Source organism: Streptomyces sp. NPDC005898 (assembly GCF_040629635.1).
In the GTDB taxonomy this organism is placed as follows: Bacteria; Actinomycetota; Actinomycetes; order Streptomycetales; family Streptomycetaceae; genus Streptomyces.
Window position 1 is genome coordinate 1 of record NZ_JBEXWC010000029.1, and the last position, 16621, is coordinate 16621.

Below are 16621 nucleotides of genomic sequence, written 5' to 3' on the forward strand. Positions count from 1 at the left end.
GGCGTGCTCCGACTGCATGCCCGCGGCCGGCTCGCACTCGCTCACCACCAGCGTGACCAGGTCGGCGCACGGTCCGGCCACCGACGACACGAACAGGAATGGCGCGACCATGGGCGATCTGCTCCTCGTCCGGCACGGCGAGACGTCGTGGGCCCTCACCGGGCAGCACACCAGCTGGACGGACATCCCCCTCACCGACAACGGCAGGAAGCAGGCCCGCTCGCTGGCCCCGCTCGTCGACCGGTTCCGGATCGGCGCGGCGTTCACCAGTCCGCGCCTGCGCTCGCGCGAGACGGCGGAGCTCGCCGGGTTCCCCGACGCGTCCGTCGACCCCGATCTGGCCGAGTGGGACTACGGCGCGTACGAGGGCGTGACGACCGTGGAGATCCACCGCACCCGGCCCGACTGGTACCTCTTCACCGACGGTGTCGCCCCCGGCCCGCCGGAGCACCCCGGGGAGAGCCCCGAGGAGGTGGGCGAGCGCGCCGACCGCATGCTGGCCAAGGTGGACGCGGCGCTCGCCAACAGCGAGGGCAGCGTGGTCCTGTTCGCCCACAGCCACTTCCTGCGCGTCCTCACCGCCCGGCGCCTCGGCCTGCCCGCGTCGGGCGGTTCGATGTTCCTCATGGCCACGGGCACGATCAGCCGCCTGAGCACGGAGCACGGCCGCCCGGTGGTGGCCAGCTGGAACCTGCGGCCCTGAAGCCCGTACCGGAAGTGGATCCCGGCGGATCGGAGCGGCACTCCACGAGCCGGTGCGTGCGGACGCACCCCACGACCTAGGTCGAAAGTCGCTCTGGCGCCGACGGAGGGCGCGGGAGAGGATCCCGGGCATGATCGACCCGCATCGGCTCCTGGCCTTCTGCGCCATGTCCGTCCTGTTGTCCGCCATTCCGGGACCGAGCGTGCTGTTCGTCATCGGCCGGGCCCTGGCCCATGGCCGCCGCACCGCGCTGGCCTCGGTGCTGGGCAACGCGCTCGGTGGCTACGCGCTGGTCATCGCGGTCGCTCTGGGGATCGGCACTCTGGTCGAGACCTCGGTCGTCGTCTTCGTCGCGATCAAGCTGGCCGGGGCCGCCTACCTCGTCCACCTCGGGGTGAAGGCCCTGCGCGCGAGCTGGAGGAACCGGGCACAAGCGGTACGTGTCGCTCCGGCGCCGTCCAGCGGTGGCAGCTCGGTGCGGGCGGGGTTCATGGTCGGGGTGACGAATCCGAAGAGCATCGTGTTCCTCACCTCGATGCTGCCTCAGTTCGTCGACCGGGAAGCCGGTCACGTCAGCCTCCAGATGCTGGTCCTCGGCCTGGCCGGTGCCGTGTTGGCCCTGATCTCCGACGGCTTGTGGGGGCTGACGGCCTCCGCCGCGCGGACCTGGTTCGGCCGCTCCCCCAGGCGGATGTCGCTGATCGGTGGCACGGGCGGGCTGGCCATGATCGGCCTGGGCGCCACGGTGGCCGTCACCGGCCGAGTCGACTAGCGCCGCCCCCCCTGGTGCCCTCGCCGCCGAGCGCTGCCGCACCCGACCGGGGGGCGCTCACGGCGGCCGTCCCACCGTCGTCCCCATCGGCGGCAACGGCTCCGGCGCCGCCCACCGGGGTCGCCCGCACCCCAACGGGCGCCGCCGGCAAGCCCGTTCGGCGTCCGCGCGGCGTGATTCGACACCCGCGTCCTTGATCTCCAAGACTGGCGTCATGCGATATGGCGTGAACCTCCTGAACTTCGGCTCCGGCACCACCCCCGACTCCCTCGTGCGGCAGGCCGCCGACGCCCGTGAACTCGGCTTCGAGTTCGCGATGATCTCCGACCACATCGCGGTGACGCCTGATGTCCACGAGGTCTATCCGGCGCCGTTCTACGACCAGTTCGTGCTCGCCGCGCACCTCGCGGGGCGGGTGCCGGGGCTGCGGCTGGGGACCACGATCACCGTGATCCCCTACCGCCATCCGCTGCAGACCGCCCGCCTCGCCGCCAACCTCGACCGGCTCAACGCCGCCGGCTTCATCCTCGGCGCCGGGGTGGGCTGGTCCGCCGCCGAGTACGCGGCGCTCGGCGTCCCCTTCGGTGAGCGCGGCGCGATGACCGACGAGTACCTCACGGCGATCCGCGCCGCGTGGCGCGAGGACCCGACGTCCTTCCACGGCACCTACGTCTCGTACGAGGGTGTCCGCACCGCCCCCGCGCCCGCGTCCCGCCGGCTGCCGGTCTGGGTCGGCGGCAACTCCCGGGCCGCGCAGCGCCGTGCGGCCCGCCTCGGCGAGGCCTGGCATCCGTTCATGCCGACGGCGGCCGCGCTGCAAGAGGCGCTGCCCTTCGTCGCGGCCGAGGCGAAGGCCGCGGGCCGCCCCGTGCCGGATCTCGCGCCGCGCCTGCAGATCCGGCTCGGCGCCCGGCCGGACACCCCCGACCGCCCGCTCGGCCACGGCAGCGTGGACCAGGTGGCCGACGACCTGGCGACCCTCGCCGGGCTTGGCGCCACGGACGTGCTCCTGGACACCTACCCCGGGACGCCCGGCGAACGGGCGGGCGCCGCCGACGACCGGCGCGTGCTGGAGCTGGTGATGTCAGTGGCACAGGGCACCATCGGTACCAGGTGACGCCGACCGACGCGGGAAGGGGTGCGGGCGCCATGAAGCCACCCACGGCCACGCAGCTGCGGATCATCGAGGCGGCGGATCCGGAGACGGGCCGCCTGTCCGGCAGCGACGCCCAGTTGGCGGGTTTGGTGCGGGCCCGCCTGGCCTTCCGCCATCCGCGGCCTCCGCACGCGTACTTCCTGACGCCCGCGGGCCACCGCCTGCGCGGGGCGGCACAGGCGCCGGCCGCCGAGCCCTCGCCCGCCGAGCCCGTGGCGGCCCCGGGGGTCTTCGCCGCCCGCACCGGCACGGAGAGCGCGCCGAGCGGCAGTGAGGGGGCCGCGCGGGCGCGGGAGGTCCGCAGCGCGTGGGAGGGCCTGGTGGAGCTGCGCCGGATGACGAACACCGACGGCGCCCGGGACCGCCCCTGCGCGTGGGAGCGCACGCATCTCGTGCAGGCCGCCGCCCTGGCCCTGGAGGCGGCCGGTCTGCCTCCCGCCCGCCCCGGCGGCGCGGGTTACGAGGTGACGGGCACCCCGCAGCCCGAGGCGGTCGCCGTGCGCGAGCCGTCACCGGAGGGGCTGCGGGCCTGTGCGGCGGCGCTGGAGAGGGCGGGTTGGCAGACCGGCGAGCACACGGCACCGCGCGGCGGGGGCCGCTACCTCCTGGCTTCCCCGAAGCGCACCTGACCGCCCCCGGCAGCACCCTGACCTCGCGCCCGCGACCAGCGGGTTCGGGCAGATCACCGCAGGGTGGCCGCTACCGGACACGGCTCACGCGCGCCGCGTGAACGCGTACATGACATCGTTACCCGACCGACCCAGGACGTTCACACGCTCGTCCGCACATCCATGTCACTCTCCCGATGGTTGATCGGTCAACTCGCGTAGAACGCGCGCTCATTGGACGGCGCACGGCACGTGAGACCTCCGGGAAAGGACCCACCCCCCATGCACGTCCCGCGCGTACGCCGCTGGAAACCCCTCGCCCTGAGCGCCGCCGCCGTGCTCGTCGGCCTCACCGTGCCCACCACGGCCACCGCCTCCCCCGCCCGGGCGGCCCCGTCGGCCGCGGCCCCGACGTATGCCGGCGCCTACGACGACACGTACTACCGTGACGCGCTCGGCAAGACGGGGCCCGCCCTGAAGTCCGCGCTGCACACGATCATCGGCAAGCAGACCAAGGTCTCGTACAGCCAGGTCTGGGACGCCCTGAAGACCACCGACCAGGACCCGGCCAACAGCGCGAACGTGATCCTGCTCTACACCGGCGCCTCGCGGAGCAAGAGCAGCAGCGGCGGCGACCAGGGCGACTGGAACCGCGAGCACGTGTGGGCCAAGTCCCACGGCGACTTCGGCACGGCGACCGGCCCCGGCACGGACCTCCACCACCTGCGCCCGGAGGATGTCACGGTCAACAGCATCCGGGGCAACAAGGACTTCGACAACGGCGGCGGCGCGGTCGCCGGGGCTCCGGGCAATCTCACGGACGGCGACTCCTTCGAGCCCCGGGACGCGGTCAAGGGCGACGTGGCCCGCATGATCCTCTACATGGCCGTGCGCTACGACGGCGAGGACGGCTTCCCCGACCTGGAGCCCAACGACCGCGTGGACAACGGCAGCGCGCCCGCCATCGGCCGCCTCTCCGTGCTGAAGCAGTGGAGCGACGAGGACCCGCCGGACGCCTTCGAGAAGAACCGCAACCAGGTCATATTCGACAAGTACCAGCACAACCGGAACCCGTTCATCGACCACCCGGAGTGGGTGGAAGAGGTCTGGTGACGCCCCGCCGCCGACGGCGTGGTTCAGCCGTCCTGACCGAGCGCGTCCAGGTCCGCGAGGTCCTCGGGGCTCAGGGTGAGGGCGGCGGCGGCCACGTTCTCGGCCAGGTGCGCCGGGGATGAGGTGCCCGGGATGGCCAGCATCGCCGGGGACACGGCGAGCAGCCAGGCCAGGGTGACCTGCGCGGGGGTCGCGCCGTGCCGGGCGGCGACGGCCTCGACGCGGCCGAGGTCGGGGGCGCCGGTCCCGCCGAAGGGGAAGTACGGCACGAACGCGATGCCGTCGCGCGCGCAGTTGTGCACCAGCTCGGCGTCGGGCCGCTCCAGCGGACTGAATCGGTTCTGCACCGCCGCCACCGGGGCGATCGTCCGCGCCTCGGCGAGCTGCTGCGGGGAGGCGCTGCTGACGCCGAGGTGGCGGATCACGCCCTCCTCGCGCAGCGCCGCCAGGGTGGCGAAGCGGTCCTCGCCCGGCCCGTCGTTCCTCAGGAAGCGCAGGTAGACGAGGTCGAGGTGGTCGCGGCCCAGCTCGCGGAGGTTGCGGTGCACGGCTCTGCGCAGCTCCGCGGGACCGGCCGGGTCCGTCCAGCTTCCGTCCGGCAGCCGGCCGGGGCCGACCTTGGTGGCGATGACCAGGTCCTCGGGGTAGGGGTGCAGGGCGGTGCGGATGAGGTCGTTGGCGGCGATGTCCTGGAAGAAGTAGAACGCCGCGGTGTCGATGTGGTTCACGCCGAGGTCCACGGCGCGCCGCAGCACCTCGACGCCCCGCGCGGGGTCGTGCGCGGGCCCCTCCCACGCGGGCGCGGGCAGGCGCATCGCGCCGAATCCCATGCGGTGCACGGGGAGTTCGCCTCCGATGAGGTACTGGCCCGCGGCGGCGGCCGCCCCGCCGACAACGCCGCCCCCGCCCCCGCCCCCGTCCCCGTCCCCGTCCCCGGGATGCCCTGTACCGGGCGAATCGTAGGTGCCGCCGTGCGTGCCGTGCTCCGTGGTCGTCATGGCCCACATTCTGCGACACGTGCATGACGGGATCCGGCCACGGGCAGGCAGTTGACCGGTGCGCCCCACCGTCTGGACTGCCGTCTAGATTGGTGCTTGATCGTCGCACCACATGACGCAGGTTTCCAGGAGGCTCCTCGTGACAGAGAACGACCCCCAGCTCGGTTCCGCCGCCGACGTGCGCGCCCGCATCGACACCAGCAAGCCGCACTCGGCCCGCTTCTGGAACTACTTCGTGGGCGGCAAGGACCACTACGAGAAGGACCGTGAGCTGGGGGACCACATCAAGGAGATCTTCCCGGGCCTGGTCGACGTGGCCCGCACCAGCCGCCTCTTCCTCGGCCGCGCGGTGCGTCACCTGGCCACGGAGCGGGGCGTGCGGCAGTTCCTCGACATCGGCACGGGCCTGCCCACGGCGGACAACACGCACGAGGTGGCGCAGCGCGCGGCCCCGGACTCGCGCATCGTCTACGTGGACAACGACCCGCTGGTCCTCGCCCACGCGCGGGCCCTGCTGACCAGCACGCCCGAGGGCGAGACGGCGTACATCGACGCCAACCTCTACGACCCGGAGGCCATCTTGCGGGAGGCCGCGACGACGCTGGACCTCTCGCGGCCGGTCGCCCTGATCATCCTGAACACGCTCGGCCACGTCGCCGACCACGCGCAGGCCCGCGACCTGGTCTCCCGCCTCATGTCGGGCCTGCCGTCCGGCAGTTACCTGGTGATAAGCGATTCCACCGCCACGAGCGAGGGCATGATCGCGGCGTCGGACGAGTACAACAAGAGCGGCGCGATCCCCTACTACGTACGCAGTGTGGAGGAGATCGGCGCCTTCTTCGACGGCCTCGAACTGGTGGAGCCGGGTGTCACGCAGGTGACGCGCTGGCGCCCGGAGTCCGAGGACCCGACGGAGGTCGACGCGTACGGAGCGGTGGCCCGCAAGCCGTAGCCCGGCCTCGGCAAAGGGCCACCACACCACCGTTGCACGTGCGCTCGCCCGCCCGCCCGCCCGACCGTGACGAGCCAGCGCCGGCTTGTCGCCGTCGGCGCGCCGGCGCCCGTGCGCCCGCGAGGGCTCGAAACCGTATGGCCTGGTGGGAGCCCATTGCTCACGAGTGTGTAATGTCTTCCCGTCTTGACCGAAAGATCATGTTGGGGGAACCAGATGCAGATTCTCGTGCGTTCGGCGTGGGGGCGGATCACTCGGGCGGCCGCGGTCGCGAGCGTGGCGCTGGCGGGAGCGATAGCTTCCGTTTCGGTGGCGGCTGTGCCGGCTGTCGCGGCGGGCCAGCCCTGGGACACCGAGATCCGGAACGTGGCGAACGGTAAGTGCCTGGACGCTGCGGGTGGCAACAGGGTGATCGTCTGGGCTTGCAACGGAGGCGACAACCAGCAGTGGTACTTCGAGGAGTCCTACCCGGGGGCGACCTACACGATCCACAACCGGGGCGCGGGCACGCGAGGTCAGTGTCTGGACTGGGCCGGTGGAAGCAGGGTCATCTTGTGGGCCTGCAACGGCGGGACGAATCAGAAGTGGACTCTGCGCACCACCCACCAGGGCTCAACGGTGCGCTACCAGTGGGTGAACTACGCGACCAACGCGGTTCTCGAGTGGTCCGGCGACAACAACGTGGGCACCTGGCATGCCAATGGCGGGGACAACCAGTCGTGGATCTACACCTGATCGCAGCAGCCTGGATGCCCCGCTGCGGACGTAGCCATGGCCATGTGACGCCGCCGGGCTCGCCTGGGTCGTCAACGCCTACCTGATCGCCTTCGGCGGGCTCCTGCTGCTCTTCGGGCGGCTCGGCGACCTCGTCGGACGCAAGCGGATGTTCGTCTCGGGGCTCGGCCTTGTCACCTCCGCCTCCGTCCTGTGCGGTGTCGCCGGCGCCCCGGGCCTCCTCGTCGCGGCCCGCACCCTCCAGGGCGTCGGCGGCGCCATGACCTCGGCCGTCGTACTCGGCATGCTCGTCGCCCTCTTGCCCGAACCCCGCGAACAGGCCAGGGCCATCGCCGTGTTCAGCTGCCGATCCTGCTGATCGCCGGGATGTGCGGCTTCCAGCACAACGGCGCCCTCCACCTCCAGCGGGTCCTCGGCTTCGGCGAGTTGCGGACCGGCGTCACCTTCCTGCCCGCTCCCCTCGTCATCGGCGTGCTGATGCTCGGCCTCTCCGCGAGGCTCATCGGCCGCTTCGGCGCGCCCACCGCACGCTGCTCGCGGGCCTCGCCCTGATCACGCTCGGCCTCGCGCTCCTCGGCCGCCTGCCCGCCGACGGCTCGTACGTCCTCGACGTCCTGCCCGCCATGCTGCTGCTCGGCGCGGGCTTCGCCGCCGCCATGCCGGCCGTGACGGGCCTGGCCATGGGCGGCGCCGCCGAGGAGGACGCGGGCCTCGCCTCGGGCCCGTTCAACACCACGCAGGTCGTGGGCGGTTCGCTCGGCCTCGCCTTCCTGACGACGCCCGCCGCGAGCCGCACACAGACCCTCACCGGCCGGGGCACGGACGCCCTCGCCGCCACCGCCGACGGCTACCGGCTCGCCTTCTGGGTCGCCGCCGGCATCTCCGCCGCCGGCCTCGCGCCGGCCGCGGCTCTCCTGCGTCCGGCCTCCTCCCCCAAGGGCAGGTGAGCCCAGACCGTCTTGCCGACCTGGCGCGGCACCACGCCCCACTCGGCGGCCAGCGCCGCCACGATCACGAGCCCCCGGCCCGACTCGTCGTCGGCCTCCGGGGGTTTTGGCGTCTGCGGAGGCATGAGTTCGGTCCGCGTGTCGGACACCTCGATACGGAGCGTGTCCATGACGAGTGTCAGGCGGACCTCGAAGTCACGGCCCGGCACCCGGCCGTGCGTGGCCGCGTTCGCCGCCAGTTCAGCGACGATCGCCTCGGCGGCGTCGGACAGTTCGCTGTCGTACGCGATGCCCCAGCCGTCCAGGTAGTACCGGGACAGTCGCCGCGCGAGGCGGGCGCCCCGGGGCGTGGCGCTGAGACGTTGGGTGAATTCCCGCTGCGGGGTGGCGGGACGGGCTTCGGTTGGCATGGCGCCCACCGTGGCCCCGCCGGAAGCCGTGCGCCAGCCACCAAACCCGTACGCTCCGTCAGCGTACGAGTACGAAGGGTAGACAGCGGGGGTAACGGAGTGTAACCATTGGGGGTGTTGGAGGGGATCGGTATACGAGCGTCGGGGGTTTCCCGTGATGTCGTCAAGCAACAAAGAGCCGGAGTCGTCGGACGGTCTGAAGACCTTCGGCGCCGTTCTGAAGAGCTTCCGCAAGCGGGCGGGCTCGACCCAGGAAGCGCTGGCCGACGAAGTGGGGTGCTCCTCCCACTTCCTGGCCTCGATCGAGCAGGGCAGGCGGTTCCCACCACCGGGCTTCGTCGACCGCTGCGAGGCGGCGCTGGACGCGTTCGGCACGTTGCGGCTCGCGGCGAACCAGCTTTCGCGCAAGCCGGGGCTAGCGCGATGGTTCCGCCAGTGGGCCCGCCTGGAGCGGGAGGCACTCAACCTGTACACGTACGAATGCAGGCTGATCCCGGGTCTGTTACAGACCCCGGCCTACGCCCGAGCGCTGTTCGCCAACCGGCTCCCCCCGCTCAGCGACGAGGAGGTCAAGGCGCAACTGACGGCTCGGATGGAACGGCAGAAGCTGCTCACAGAGCGGCCGAACACGACGTACAGCTTCATCGTCGAGGAGCACCTGCTTCTGCGGGCCTTGGGCGGTCCCGCGGTCACCCGGGAACTCATCGAGCACCTGCTCAAGTTGGCCGCGCAGCGCAACATCGAGATCCAGATCATGCCCTTGGTCCGCACGACCCACGCGGGGACGGACGGGCCCATCCAGCTGCTGGAGACCCCCGACAACAAGTGGTACGCCTACAACGAAGGGCAGGAGAGCGGGCAGCTGATCTCCGACCCGAAAGTGGTCAGCATTCTCCAGACCCGGTATGCCAGGATGCGCTCACAGGCTCTCTCGTTCGAAGAGTCGGTGAGCCTGCTGGAGCAGATGCGAGGAGCATGATGGGCACCCCCGAACTGGCGTGGTTCAAGAGCAGTTACAGCGGCAGCTCCGGCGACGACTGCGTGGAAGTCGCCCTCGCTTGGCGCAAGTCGACTTACAGCAGCGGCAGCTCGGGGGACTGCGTGGAGATCGCCCCTTGCCCGGGCGCGATCCACGTGCGGGACTCCAAGAACCCCGAAGGGCCCCAGCTCGCGCTGGAGCCCCACGCGTGGGCGCGGTTCGTGGACTACGCGTCCCGCGGTTGACGCTGGGTCTGGACGAGTTCCCTGGCCTCCTCGTCCGTCGCCACGGACGGCGGGGAGCCCTCCAGGGGCTTCTGGGCCGTCTCCTTCATCGCGGCGACCGCGATGATGCCGACCAGGCCGGCCAGCATGGTGTAGAAGGCGGGCATCAGGTCGTTGCCGGTGGCGCCGATGAGCGCGGCGACGACCAGCGGGGTGGTGCCGCCGAAGAGGGAGACGGAGATGTTGAAGCCGATGGAGAGCGAGCTGTAGCGCACGTCCGTCGGGAAGAGGGCGGGCAGCGAGGAGGACATGGCGCCCAGGTAGCAGACCAGGGCGAGGCCGAGGATCAGCAGGCCCGCGAAGACCGGCACCGTGCCGCCCTGCTTGATGAGCAGGAAGGCGGGGAGGGCGAGGACGAAGAAGCCGAGCGAGCCCGCCATGAGGACCGGCTTGCGGCCGACGCGGTCGGAGAGGCGGCCCACGGAGTTGATGAGGGCCATCAGGATGAGCATGACGACGACGATGGACATCAGGCCGCCGGTCTCGCCGAAGCCGAGCTGGGTGAGGTAGGTCGGCATGTACGACAGCAGCATGTAGTCGGTGATGTTGAACGCGGCGACCAGGGCGATGCAGAGCAGCATGGCGCGCCACTGGCCGAAGAAGGACTCCTTGAAGGACTTCTTCTGGCGCTCGGCGGCCGGGCCGTCGCCGTCCTCCATCTTCTGGAAGGCGGGCGACTCGTCGAGCTTGAGCCGCAGGTAGAGGCCGATGAGGCCGAGCGGGGCCGCGACGAGGAAGGGGATGCGCCAGCCCCAGGACTGCATGGCGTCGTCGCTGAGCAGCGCGGTGAGGGCGGTGACGAGGACGGCGGCGACCGTGTAGCCGATCAGGGTGCCGAACTCCAGGAACGAGCCCCAGAAGCCGCGGCGCTTGTCGGGGGCGTACTCGGCGATGAAGGTCGCGGCGCCGCCGTACTCGCCGCCCGTGGAGAAGCCCTGCACCATGCGGCACAGGACCAGGAGCACGGGCGCCCACACGCCGATGGAGGCGTAGCTCGGGATCAGGCCGATGGCGAGGGTCGCCGCCGACATCATGATCATGGTGAGGGCGAGGATCTTCTTGCGTCCGACGCGGTCGCCGAGCGGCCCGAAGAACATGCCGCCGATGGGACGCACGAGGAAGGCGGCGGCGAAGGTGGCGAGGGAGGAGAGGGTCTGCGCGGTGTCGTTGCCGGAGGGGAAGAACTCCTTGCCGATGATGACGGCGAGGTAGGCGTAGACGCCGAAGTCGTACCACTCCATGGCGTTGCCCAGGGCGGTCGCCTTCACCGCCCGCTTGACCTGGGCTTCCTCGGTGACGGTGATGTCCGACTGACGCAGCCGGGGGTGTTTGCGGCGGTGGATCGCGCGGAAGAGCGCGCGGTGCCGGGCGATGGCCTCCGGAGCGGGCGGTGCGGGTATCTCTGGTGCTTCGGGGGCGCTCACGGTGTCTCGATCACTCTCTCATCGGCGTCGGTCGGTCATCGTTGATCACTCGTCTGCCCTGCCGAACCCGGATCAACACTGCCGATCCGATCAATACCGCAGCCGCGATCAAGGCCGGAATACGCACGCGGGGTGGCCGGTTGCAGCGGAACATGCCTCATCCTCAGGAGCCGCCCAGCGGCATACATCCGCTGCTCGCGGGACGTTTCAGCCCCTACCGGTTCGATCCGTCGGCGGTCGTCGATGACGAGGCCCTCGGGTTGCTGCTGGAGGCCGTGCGGTGGGCGCCGTCGGCGGGGAACTCCCAGCCGTGGGGCTTCTTCGCCTGCAGGCCCGGTGAGCCGGGGCACGACCGTGTCCTCCCCCACCTCGCGCCGAGTTCGGCCCGCTGGGCGACGGACGCGAGTCTGCTCGTCGTCACCCTGGCGCGGCGGTACGTCGATGACACCGAGCTGCTCTACTCCGAGTTCGCGGACTACGACCTCGGCCAGGCGGTCGCGCACATGACGGTGCAGGCCCAGGCCATGGGGCTGGCCGCGCACCAGTTCCGGGCTTTCGACCTGGAAGGCCTCACCAAGGAACTGGCCCCGAACCCGGGCTGGGCGATCATCTCCATGGTCGCCCTGGGCAAAACGACCGACCCCCCACCCCCGAACCGCACCCGCCACAGCGTCGCCCACTTGCGCTCCGCCCCCTGGTCACCGGTGGAGTGACCGCCGACCTCTGATCGAGCCGGGCCACCCGCATCGACTCCACCCTGGTCGCCTCCCGGCTCAACACCCTGCTGGCTGCCGCCCGGCCCTACCGGATGGCCGCGGTGGACGAGGTCCGCACCCGCGCGGCCGATCTCGCCGCGGCCCGTCCGACCACCGTCGCGGCCTGAGACCATCGAGTGCATGGGCAAGCACTCCCGACCCGGACCGCCGAACCAGCCGTCCCGCGCCGTCCCGCCCGTGGACGACGCCGACCCACTGGCCGCGTACCGCAAGCGGCGCCGCCCGCCGCTGGACGTCTGGCGCCGACACCGTCCGCTCCACGGGGGCGGCGGTCACCTCCGGCCCGAGGCAGCCCGCGCCCTGGAGGAGTGGGACGGCTTCGCGTACGCGCCCGCAGGCACGGCCGCGGACCTCGCGGAGGCCCGGCGGTGGGTGAATGAGCAGGCGCCCGGCGGCGACCCAACGGCCTGACCGGCCGGTCCCGTCGCCGGCTGACCGGCATGAGAGCGGCGTCGCACTTCGGCCTCGCGGTCGACGCGACGGTCATCGGCGTGGCGATCGGCTCCTTCCAGGGCGCGTACCCCGGCTACTGAGACGGCACAGCGGGGAGTCGAATGCCGGTTTCGTCGTGAGGAGTTGCTGCCCTGTGTCCGCACACCCGCACGGAGGGCACCGCACGTTATGGCGGTGGGCCGTCGCGCTGTGGCTGGTCATCGTGGCCGTTGCGGGCGGCCTGACCCTGTGGTGGGACGAGTCGACAGAGCCACGGCGGTACGGCTGGGAGGAACCCGGCCCGACCCCGTCGCTCCCCCAGGAATGGCAGTCGCCCTGCGCGGGCGCCACGCCGGACGAGAGTGGCCGGGCGGCCTGCTTCAACCGGACTCGTCAGCCGGACCCGGCGATGCGGGTGGGGGCCTCCTCGCGGAACCGGGCGGGGACGCTCTGCACGGCGTAGGCCGGTGCGGGCGCCTGTGACACCGCAGGGGGCTCGCCGGGCGGTCCATTTGCATACACGGTGTATCCGATACACCATGTATTCGATAGGGGGCGCCGCCCTGCCCCGGTAGGGCGTCCCGCCTCGCCCCGCTCTGAAAGAAGCACCGCCATGGCTTTCACTCTCCCCACCGCCATCGAATCCCGCCCGGTCGCGGTGATCGGCGGCGGTACCCTCGGCCGCCGCATCGCCCTGATGTTCGCCACCCGCGGGGGCGACGTGCGGATCTACGACCCCAGCCGGGCCGTCGGCGAGCAGGCCGCCGCGTTCGTCGCCGAGCACGTGGCCGACGTGGCCGCCACGGTGGACGGCGGCCGCCCCGGCAGGGCCTCCGCCCACACCGAGGAATCGGCGGCGCTCGCCGGCGCCTGGCTGGTGGTGGAGGCCGTGCCCGAGCGCCTCGACCTGAAGAAGCAGGTGTTCGCCCGGCTCGACCAGGACGCGGAGCCCGACGCGATCCTGGCCAGCAACTCGTCGTCGTACCCGACGAGCCAGTTCATCGACGGCGTGGCGCACCCCGAGCGGGTGCTGAACATGCACTTCTACATGCCGCCGCAGCAGGTCGCCGTCGACCTGATGTCCGACGGCAGGACCGACCGCGCGGTACTGGACTTCCTGCTGAGGGAACTGCCCCGGTACGGCGTCCACCCCTTCGAGGCGCGCAAGGAGAGCACCGGCTTCATCTTCAACCGCATCTGGGCCGCCATCAAGCGCGAGTCGCTGGCCGTGGTCGCCGAAGGTGTCTCCACCCCGCGCGACGTGGACCGGATGTGGGAGATCAACATGGGCCTCAAGGCCGGACCGTTCCGGATGATGGACCAGGTCGGCCTCGATGTCGTGCTCGACATCGAGAACCACTACGCCGCCGAGAACCCCCACCTGCCCGAGGGTCCCCGCGAGCTCCTGCGCCGCTACGTGGACGCCGGCCACCTGGGAGCGAAGACGGGACAGGGGTTCTATGACGACTACCGGTCCCCGGCCGCGTAGGCTGCTCGATCCCGCCCCGAGGAAAGGCCCCCGCGTGCCCAAGACCCCGACCAAGCGCCGGCCCGTGACCCGAGCCGCGCTTCTCGACAGCGCACGGTCCCTGTTCACCGAGCGCGGCTTCCACGCCACCTCGATCAGTGACATCGTCGAGCGCGCGGGGCTGACCAGAGGGGCCTTCTACTCCAACTACCGCGACAAGGAAGAACTCTTCCTCGCCCTCTACGACGTGCACACCGACAGCCTGCTCGCCGCGCTGCGGGAGGCCTCGGTGGGGCCGGGCAGCCTCGACCAGCTGCTCGCCCGATTCGGTGAGCGGGCCCGCGAGCCGCAGTGGTTCCTGGCCTCCATGGAGTTCACCCTGCACGCCGCCCGCCAGCCGGAGTTGGCCGCCGAGCTGGCCGAGCGCGAGGAGCGGCTGGTCGAAGGGTTGGCCGAGCTGCTGACAGCGGCACTGGCCCGGCTGGGCCTGCGTCCGACCATCACCGTCACCGACCTGAGCCGCCTGATGATCTCGCTGTTCGAGGGGCTGGCCGCGCTCCGGGCCAGCCACGGCACCCATGACGACGCCCGACAGCTGCCCCAGCGGGTCACCCCCCGCATCCTCCAGGCCCTGACCGAACCCGTGGAAGACCCCGGCGCCGCGGGAATCATCCCCGCCGGTATCTGACCACCCCCATGCCCAGGCTCACCTCGGGCCGAAGCCGGTCAGGGGGCGCGGCGCAGTGCCGTCTGCTCGGCGTCGATCCCGCCCCTGGCGGCAGAAGGTGCTCTTGTCCCTCACGTCTCGTCAAAGGCCTCAAGCAGACGCTCGTACGCCCGCTTCGGCCGCAGGGCCGCGTCCCACGGCAGGGAATCGGCCGTGCGCGGAGGATAGATCCGGGTGTCGGCGGTGGAACCGTACCGGTCGGTGAAGCCCCAGGTGGAGAACGATGTGCAGTTCGGCTCCTCCAGGCAGACCCGCAGCTTGCCCGCCATCTCATCCGCCTGGGTCTGCCGCCCGTCCTCCTCGTCCTCACCTACGGGGACGTCCATCTCCGACACCCGCGCCTGCAGCCCGAGTTCCGCCAGATCCCGCACATGGCCGCGGAAGGTCTCCGGGTCGACGCGGTCGCCGGGCTCGTACTCGTGGTTCTGGAAACCCACGCCGTCGATCGGTACGCCGCGTTCCTTGAGCCGCTCGACCAGATCGTAGAGGGCGTCCCACCGCTCGCCCTCCTCCTCGACCCCGTACTCGTTGAGGAACAGCCGTGCCTTCGGATCGGCCCGGCGGGCGGCCCTGAACGCCTCGTCGATGTACTCCTCGCCCATGGCCTCGAACCAGGGGCTCTGCTCGGAGCGCAGCCCGAGGTCCCCGTTGGTGTAGCTCTCCTCGTCGTCGGACATGGGCTCGTTGACCACATCCCATTCCGCGACCTTTCCCTTGAAGTGCCCGGCGACCACGGCGATGTGCCGGAGCATGGTCCGGCGCACCTCCTCGGGGTCGTCGTTCTCCCGCATCCAGGCGGGCAGCGCCTCATGCCAGACGAGGGTGTGCGCGTGCACCTTCATGTCGTTCGCGCGGGCGAAGCGTACGAGCAGGTCCGCGTCGCGGAAGTCGTGGACGCCCCGGCGCGGGTGGAGGAACTGTGGCTTGAACGCGTTCTCCGGAGTGAGCATGGAGAACTGGCTCCCCGCGAGCGCCCGGTAACGCGCGTCGGTGAGCAGCGGGTTCTCGGCCAGGGCGGTGCCGACGTCGAACGGCCGCCCCACGTCTGCGGCTCGCGCGCGCAGCGAGTCGTCGGCCTGCTCCTGGCGCAGCCGCGGCGCCTTGATCACGCGGAGCGAGTCACCGCTCTCCGCCCGCGCGCTCAGCCGCGTCAGACGCCATCCCTCGCGGCGCTCGTCCTCGCCCTCGCCCGCGTCCGCCTCCAGACCGAACCAGACGGTGCCCTCGGCGAACACCCCCGGGTCCCGCACGGTTCCCAGCCGCTGTCCGTCGGCTTTCACGCGGAAGGTGTCACCGATGCTCGACACGGCGAGCGTCACCGTCCCGGCGCAGCCGCAGTCGAAATCCTCGGAGGTGGCCGGCTCATCGCCCTCGCCGTCCCATACCTGCGCCTTCACGTGTCCGTCAGCGGTCACGCCGACGCGGAGTGAGGGCCGCTCCTGCCGCCACTCGTCGTAGATGACCGGTACACGGCCGTACAGCCGCAGCCATGAGTCGCCGTCACCGTCGCCCACGCCGGCCATGCGCGCGGTGACGGTGAAATCGCCGTCGGACCTGAGATGCGGGCCGGCCACGTTCAGCGGCGGGTTGGGCTGTCCGCCGGAGGAGTCCTGCTCCACGATGCGCCGATCCAACGCGGCGACCTGCAGGACGTCGTTCCGCGCGGTGGTGCCCGGCATCCGCGTCCAGTCGTGGTTCCGCAGCAGGTCCACGTCGTTTCCGCCGCCCGCGTCTTCGCCCCGGCCCGTACACCCGGCCACCACCGCCATGACGAGCGCCACGGCGGTCAGTCGCCGCCCCGTCCCCCCACCCAGGCCCACGGCCCCTCCCACTCTCTTGTTCGAGACGGGGTCAACGTCTCGAAACCGGGCCACAGTTCATCACAGGTGAGGCGCGGGTGAGATACGGCGGCCTTGTGGGCACGGCGCTCGTCGGCGTGGCCCTTCCGCCCGACGGTCAGCCGGTAGGTCAAGGTGACGCTGCGATTAGGCTGATGCTCTACCGCCAGGTCGGCGACGTCGAACCTGGTCGCGCCGAGATGCCCGGCGGCACGCCCGGCCATCGGCTCCGTCACCGCAGCGCCCCGGACACTGACCCCGTCTTGACGGGTATACGTCACGCTCAATCTCTGGTAGGA

20 protein-coding genes are annotated in these 16621 nt (G+C 71.5%); 16 read left to right on the plus strand and 4 right to left on the minus strand.

What is annotated here, in order from left to right; translation table 11 throughout:
* The first annotated feature begins 109 nt into the window (after positions 1-109).
* The 5 genes from ABZ385_RS28935 (at position 110) to ABZ385_RS28955 (ending at position 4352) form a co-directional block, all read left to right on the plus strand.
* The gene (locus ABZ385_RS28935) at positions 110-703 is read left to right on the plus strand and encodes a histidine phosphatase family protein (protein ID WP_358580186.1); all 594 of its coding nucleotides are present in this window, start codon (positions 110-112) and stop codon (positions 701-703) included.
* A 130-nt stretch (positions 704-833) separates the two neighbouring features.
* Positions 834-1475, plus strand: coding sequence for a LysE family translocator (locus tag ABZ385_RS28940; RefSeq protein ID WP_358701150.1), 642 nt, complete (start codon positions 834-836; stop codon positions 1473-1475).
* 214 nt (positions 1476-1689) lie between these two features.
* Positions 1690-2592, plus strand: coding sequence for a TIGR03619 family F420-dependent LLM class oxidoreductase (locus ABZ385_RS28945; RefSeq protein WP_358913783.1), 903 nt, complete (start codon positions 1690-1692; stop codon positions 2590-2592).
* A 32-nt stretch (positions 2593-2624) separates the two neighbouring features.
* Positions 2625-3260 (plus strand): hypothetical protein, encoded by a 636-nt coding sequence (locus ABZ385_RS28950; RefSeq protein ID WP_358913784.1) that lies wholly within the window; start codon positions 2625-2627, stop codon positions 3258-3260.
* Between the two features lie 261 nt (positions 3261-3521).
* Entirely contained in the window at positions 3522-4352 is an 831-nt protein-coding gene (locus ABZ385_RS28955) for an endonuclease (protein ID WP_358913785.1), read from the plus strand.
* Between the two features lie 23 nt (positions 4353-4375).
* Here the strand turns inward: ABZ385_RS28955 and ABZ385_RS28960 are convergent, their stop codons facing one another.
* The gene (locus ABZ385_RS28960) at positions 4376-5350 is read right to left on the minus strand and encodes an aldo/keto reductase (protein ID WP_358913786.1); all 975 of its coding nucleotides are present in this window, start codon (positions 5348-5350) and stop codon (positions 4376-4378) included.
* A 139-nt stretch (positions 5351-5489) separates the two neighbouring features.
* Here ABZ385_RS28960 and ABZ385_RS28965 point away from each other — a divergent pair, with 139 nt between their 5' ends.
* The 5 genes from ABZ385_RS28965 to ABZ385_RS28985 all read left to right on the plus strand — a co-directional run bounded on the left by ABZ385_RS28965 (position 5490) and on the right by ABZ385_RS28985 (position 7984).
* Positions 5490-6302, plus strand: coding sequence for an SAM-dependent methyltransferase (locus tag ABZ385_RS28965; protein WP_358913787.1), 813 nt, complete (start codon positions 5490-5492; stop codon positions 6300-6302).
* A 216-nt stretch (positions 6303-6518) separates the two neighbouring features.
* A complete protein-coding gene (locus ABZ385_RS28970; RefSeq protein ID WP_358580200.1) occupies positions 6519-7037 on the plus strand; it encodes an RICIN domain-containing protein in 519 nt (172 codons plus the stop codon).
* Between the two features lie 106 nt (positions 7038-7143).
* Positions 7144-7395, plus strand: coding sequence for an MFS transporter (locus ABZ385_RS28975; protein WP_358580301.1), 252 nt, complete (start codon positions 7144-7146; stop codon positions 7393-7395).
* Between the two features lie 8 nt (positions 7396-7403).
* Complete coding sequence (locus ABZ385_RS28980) at positions 7404-7589, plus strand: hypothetical protein (protein WP_358580202.1); 186 nt, start codon at positions 7404-7406, stop codon at positions 7587-7589.
* A 71-nt stretch (positions 7590-7660) separates the two neighbouring features.
* Positions 7661-7984, plus strand: coding sequence for a hypothetical protein (locus ABZ385_RS28985; RefSeq protein ID WP_358580204.1), 324 nt, complete (start codon positions 7661-7663; stop codon positions 7982-7984).
* Here the strand turns inward: ABZ385_RS28985 and ABZ385_RS28990 are convergent.
* Positions 7885-8394, minus strand: a complete 510-nt coding sequence (locus tag ABZ385_RS28990) for an ATP-binding protein (protein ID WP_358580207.1) — start codon at positions 8392-8394, stop codon at positions 7885-7887. The two genes, ABZ385_RS28985 and ABZ385_RS28990, sit on opposite strands and share 100 nt — an antisense overlap.
* Positions 8395-8551: 157 nt before the next feature.
* On the opposite strand from ABZ385_RS28990, the gene ABZ385_RS28995 reads away from it, so the two are divergent.
* On the plus strand, positions 8552-9373 hold the full coding sequence (locus ABZ385_RS28995) for a helix-turn-helix transcriptional regulator (protein ID WP_358580209.1): 822 nt from the start codon (positions 8552-8554) through the stop codon (positions 9371-9373).
* Complete coding sequence (locus tag ABZ385_RS29000) at positions 9370-9618, plus strand: DUF397 domain-containing protein (RefSeq protein ID WP_358580211.1); 249 nt, start codon at positions 9370-9372, stop codon at positions 9616-9618. Before ABZ385_RS28995 ends, ABZ385_RS29000 begins: the two co-directional genes overlap by 4 nt.
* Here the strand turns inward: ABZ385_RS29000 and proP are convergent.
* The gene (gene proP / locus ABZ385_RS29005; RefSeq protein WP_358580214.1) at positions 9600-11081 is read right to left on the minus strand and encodes a glycine betaine/L-proline transporter ProP; all 1482 of its coding nucleotides are present in this window, start codon (positions 11079-11081) and stop codon (positions 9600-9602) included. The two genes, ABZ385_RS29000 and proP, sit on opposite strands and share 19 nt — an antisense overlap.
* Positions 11082-11233: 152 nt before the next feature.
* Here proP and ABZ385_RS29010 point away from each other — a divergent pair, with 152 nt between their 5' ends.
* From ABZ385_RS29010 to ABZ385_RS29025, 4 genes are all read left to right on the plus strand, one after another.
* Positions 11234-11794, plus strand: coding sequence for a nitroreductase family protein (locus ABZ385_RS29010; protein WP_358913788.1), 561 nt, complete (start codon positions 11234-11236; stop codon positions 11792-11794).
* A gap of 183 nt (positions 11795-11977) precedes the next feature.
* Positions 11978-12268: a DUF6087 family protein gene (locus ABZ385_RS29015; RefSeq protein ID WP_358580218.1), complete on the plus strand. Its 291-nt coding sequence runs from the start codon at positions 11978-11980 to the stop codon at positions 12266-12268.
* A gap of 634 nt (positions 12269-12902) precedes the next feature.
* Positions 12903-13778: a 3-hydroxyacyl-CoA dehydrogenase family protein gene (locus tag ABZ385_RS29020; RefSeq protein WP_358580223.1), complete on the plus strand. Its 876-nt coding sequence runs from the start codon at positions 12903-12905 to the stop codon at positions 13776-13778.
* A gap of 34 nt (positions 13779-13812) precedes the next feature.
* Positions 13813-14445: a TetR/AcrR family transcriptional regulator gene (locus ABZ385_RS29025; RefSeq protein ID WP_358580225.1), complete on the plus strand. Its 633-nt coding sequence runs from the start codon at positions 13813-13815 to the stop codon at positions 14443-14445.
* A gap of 110 nt (positions 14446-14555) precedes the next feature.
* Here the strand turns inward: ABZ385_RS29025 and ABZ385_RS29030 are convergent, their stop codons facing one another.
* On the minus strand, positions 14556-16304 hold the full coding sequence (locus tag ABZ385_RS29030; protein WP_358913789.1) for an endo-1,4-beta-xylanase: 1749 nt from the start codon (positions 16302-16304) through the stop codon (positions 14556-14558).
* Positions 16305-16621 lie beyond the last annotated feature (317 nt).